General features: G+C 75.3%; 3 protein-coding genes. 1 reads left to right on the top strand and 2 read right to left on the bottom strand.

The window, feature by feature from the left end; genetic code table 11:
* Positions 1-98: 98 nt before the first annotated feature.
* Together EDJALFJO_RS00070 and EDJALFJO_RS00065 are read right to left on the bottom strand one after the other, a co-directional pair.
* Entirely contained in the window at positions 99-1,043 is a 945-nt protein-coding gene (locus EDJALFJO_RS00070; protein ID WP_088280970.1) for an ABC transporter ATP-binding protein, read from the bottom strand.
* A 149-nt stretch (positions 1,044-1,192) separates the two neighbouring features.
* The gene (locus EDJALFJO_RS00065) at positions 1,193-1,978 is read right to left on the bottom strand and encodes a lipoate--protein ligase family protein (RefSeq protein ID WP_088280968.1); all 786 of its coding nucleotides are present in this window, start codon (positions 1,976-1,978) and stop codon (positions 1,193-1,195) included.
* 34 nt (positions 1,979-2,012) lie between these two features.
* Here EDJALFJO_RS00065 and EDJALFJO_RS00060 point away from each other — a divergent pair, with 34 nt between their 5' ends.
* Positions 2,013-3,935 carry a S9 family peptidase gene (locus tag EDJALFJO_RS00060; RefSeq protein ID WP_198949857.1) on the top strand — a complete coding sequence of 641 codons (1,923 nt, stop codon included), beginning with the start codon at positions 2,013-2,015 and terminating at the stop codon, positions 3,933-3,935.
* Positions 3,936-4,108: the final 173 nt, after the last annotated feature.

Raw genomic sequence — 4,108 nt, 5'->3', positions numbered from 1 at the left:
CCCCAAGCAGCCCTTCGCGCTCGCCGACTACCTGCAGCCCGGCGCGCTGGTCTGCCCGGGCGCCGGCCCCGGCTCCGTCCCGTCCGGCCCGTAGCCGCTCATCGCTGCTGCTCCTGCGTCAGCTCGAGGAACGCCGTCTCCAGGTCGGCGCTGATCCGGCTCAGCTCGCTGACGAAGAACCCGCGCTCGGCGAGCGCCCGGGTCACCGCCGCCGGGTCGGGGACGCCGTGCACCCGCCACGCGTCCGGCGTCGTCGCGCCGTCCGGCACGTGCGGCGTGACCGTCCAGCCCGCCTGCTCGAGCACCGCCTTCGCGCCTGCCGGGTCCGCGACCTGCACGCGGACGTCGTCCGAGGAGCGGCCCTGGAGCACCTCTCGCACGGTGCCCGAGGCGACGCAGCGGCCGCGGGCCAGGATCGTCACGTCGTCGCAGACCGCCTGCACCTCCGACAGCAGGTGCGAGGAGAGGAAGACCGTCGTCCGGCCGTCGTTGCCGAGGCGCCGGATCAGCTCGCGGACGTCGCGGATGCCCGCGGGGTCGAGCCCGTTGCTCGGCTCGTCGAGGATGAGCAGGCGCGGCCGCTTGAGCAGTGCGGCAGCGATGCCGAGCCGCTGCTTCATGCCGAGCGAGTAGCCCTTGAAGCGGTCGTCGGCACGCGCGGTGAGGTCGACGGTCTCGAGCACCTCCTCGACCCGGGCCCGGGGCACGCCCGCGGTCTCGGCGAGCAGGCGCAGGTTGAGCCGGCCGGAGAACGTCGGGAAGAACAACGGGGTCTCGACGAGCGCGCCGACCGCGCCGACGACCTGCGGCAGCGCCTGCGGGACCGGCCGCCCGAGCAGCCGCAGCGACCCCTCGTCGGCCGCGACGAGCCCCAGGAGCATCCGGATCGTCGTCGTCTTGCCGGAGCCGTTCGGCCCGAGGAAGCCGTGGACACCGCCCTCCCGGACGACGAGGTCGAGCCCGTCGAGGGCCCGCTCGGGCGGCTTGCGCCGGCGCCGGTAGACCTTGTGCACCCCCGCCGCCTCGATGACGGTGCTCGACATACCCCCCCCTCTCNCTCTCCCCGACCATCGCCCACCCGAGTTACTAGCGCGTATGACCCAGTTGGTGGGTCAGACGCGCTAGTAACTCGGAGGGCCCGGCCCCCCGGGTCGTGCTGATCCTTCGGAGGGTGGCACACCGGGGACGTGGATCAGCCCGCGACGTGCCGGTCGTGCTGCAGCCGTGCCTCGACGAGGAGCGCCGGGTCCCACGGCAGGGGCCGGACGTCGTACCCGGCCCGGGCGTGGTGGTCCAGGACGGCCCGCTCGACGACCTCGGTCGGCACCCCGGACGGCCGGGCACCCGCGACGTCGAGGTGCAGCACCGACTCGACCGACCCGACGGACGCCGGGTCCCAGGCCAGGCCGAGCGCGGCGTGCACCTCGTCGAGCACGGTCCGGAGCCGGTCCGCGTCGCGGACGACGACGAGGCTGCTGAACAGCCACGCCCCCCGGACGACGCGCTGCGCCGTCCCCGCGAGCTTGACCCGACCCGACGCGTTGACGCTGTGGTCGCCGGGGCAGTACTCGCCCGGCACCGCCCCGACCCGGGCGTCGACGCCGAGGTCCCGCAGCGCCCCCGTGAGGATCGCCGCACCGCGCTCGTACCGGGGCCGGATCCCGGTCCGCGGGTCGAGGTCGGCGCTCACGAGGTCGAGCAGCAGGCAGCCCTCGTGGTAGGCCGCCGCGCGCCCGCCGCGCTGCCGGACGACGGGCTCGAAGCCGTGCGCGCGCGCCGCGGCGAGAGCCGCCGGCCAGCCGGGCGCGAGGGTGTCGAGCCGGCTGAAGGCGAGCGTCGGCCGGGGCCGCGCGAGCCGGAGCACCGCCGGGCCGACCGGGTCGGCCTGCGCCCGGGCGAGCAGCGCAGGACCGAGCGCGACGTCGTCGAGCGGCGCGACGCCGTCCGGCGTGCGGAGCACGAGGAGCGGCGACGTCATGCCCACCATCCTGCCCGGACCGTAGGCTCGGGCGGTGACCCTTCCTGACCTCATCCCCCGGTCGGTCCTCTTCGGCAACCCGGACCACATGGCGACGGCGATCTCCCCGGACGGCACCCGGCTCGGCTGGGTCGCCCCCGAGGACGGCGTGCTCAACGTCTGGGTCGGCCCGCTCGACGGGTCGAGCCCCGCGCGGGCCGTGACGCACGACCGCGACCGCGGCGTCCGCACCTACGCCTTCTGCCACGACGACCGCCACCTCGTCTACCTCCAGGACACGGCGGGCGACGAGTCCTGGCGGCTCTACGTGCTCGACCTGGAGACCGGCGAGGCGACCCTCGCCACGCCCGGCGAGGGCGTGCAGGCCCGGATCATCGGGCACAACCGCTGGCACCGCGGCACCGTCCTGCTCGCGCTCAACGCGCGCGACCCGCAGCTCCACGACGTCCACGCGCTCGACCTCGCGACCGGCGGGCTCACGCTCGTCGCCGAGAACCCGGGCTTCGTCGACTGGCTCGTCGACAGCGACATGCGGCTGCGCGGCGCGCTGACCATGGACGCCGACGGCGGTGCGCAGATCCACCTGCGGCGCAGCCTGCCGGCGAGCGCGGACGCCGGGCCCGACCCGGAGGCGTCCGACCCGGCGTCCTACGAGCTCTGGCTCGAGGTGCCGCCGGACGACGCCGCCTCGACCGACGTCCTCGGCTTCACCCGCGACGAGACCGGCGGCCCGGGCGCGCTGCTGCTCATGTCGAGCATCGACGCGAACGCGACCCGGCTCCAGCGGCACGACCTCGCGACCGGCGAGGTCGCGCTGCTCGGGGCGGACGACCGGTACGACGTCGCCGGCGCCTGGCAGAACCCCGAGACGCTCGAGGTGCAGGCGGTCGAGTACCTGCGCGAGCGGCAGGAGGTCGTCCTCCTCGACCCCTCGCTGCAGGCCGACCTGGACGCCGTCCACGCCCTGCGCGCGCTGCCCGGCATCGGCGACGGCGAGATCTCGGTCGGGCGCCGGGAGCGCTCGGACCGCTGGTGGACCGTCGCGGTCTCGCCGAGCGACGGGCCGGTGAACTTCTTCGTCTACGACCGGACGACGCAGCAGGCGCGGCACCTCTTCCCGCACCGGGCCGAGCTCGTCGGCCGCCCGCTCGCCGTCATGGAGCCGTTCTCCTTCACGGCGCGGGACGGTCTCACCGTGCACGGGTACCTGACGTTCCCCACAGGTGTCGAGCGCAGCGGGCTGCCCGCCGTCCTCAACGTGCACGGCGGCCCGTGGGCCCGGGACACGTGGGGCTTCGACCCCGAGGCGCAGTGGCTCGCGAACCGCGGCTACGTCTGCGTGCAGGTGAACTTCCGCGCCTCGACCGGGTACGGCAAGGCGTTCCTCAACGCCGGCGACAAGCAGTGGGGCGCCGCGATGCAGGACGACCTCACGGACGCCGTCGCGCACGTCGTGGCGCAGGGCTGGGTCGACCCCGACCGGGTCGGGATCTACGGCGGCTCGTACGGCGGCTACGCGGTGCTCGCGGGGGCAGCGTTCACGCCCGACCTCTACCGCTGCGGCGTCGACATCGTCGGCCCGTCGAACCTCGCGACGCTCCTCGCGTCGGTCCCGGAGTACTGGCGCCCGCTCATCTCGATGATGTACCGCCGGGTCGGCAACCCCGAGACCGAGGCGGCGCTGCTCGAGGAGCGCTCGCCGCTGTCGGCGGTCGACAAGATCCGGATCCCGCTGCTCGTCGTCCAGGGCGCGAACGACCCCCGGGTCAAGCAGGCCGAGGCCGAGCAGATCGTCGCCGCCCTCACGGCGAAGGGCCTGCCGCACGAGTACCTGCTCTTCGAGGACGAGGGCCACGGGCTCGCCAAGCCGCAGAACCGGGAGCGGATGTACGCCCGGGCCGAGGCGTTCCTCGCCGAGCACCTCGGCGGCCGGGTCGAACCGCCCGCGGCGGGCTGACCCGCCCCGGCTGTCCGGCCCGGACTGTCCGGCCCCGGCTGCCCGGCCCCGCCGTAGCCGGTCCGCCCCGCACCAGGACGCAGCAGAACGCACCGCGGCCCCGCTCGAGAGAGCGGGGCCGCGGTGCGTTCTGCCTCAGGGCCGGGCAGCCAGGGCCGGGCAGCCGGGGCCGG

The sequence above is a fragment of the Kineosporia sp. A_224 genome (assembly GCF_002198655.1).
GTDB lineage: Bacteria > Actinomycetota > Actinomycetes > Actinomycetales > Kineosporiaceae > R-H-3.
Note: the sequence above shows the minus strand (reverse complement) of the source record. Positions and strands in the feature narration are given on the sequence as shown.

Coding starts and splice junctions, on each gene's coding strand:
- EDJALFJO_RS00070 (WP_088280970.1), bottom strand. CDS start 1,043: ATGTCGAGCACCGTCATCGAGGCGGCGGGGGTGCACAAGGTCTACCGG.
- EDJALFJO_RS00065 (WP_088280968.1), bottom strand. CDS start 1,978: ATGACGTCGCCGCTCCTCGTGCTCCGCACGCCGGACGGCGTCGCGCCG.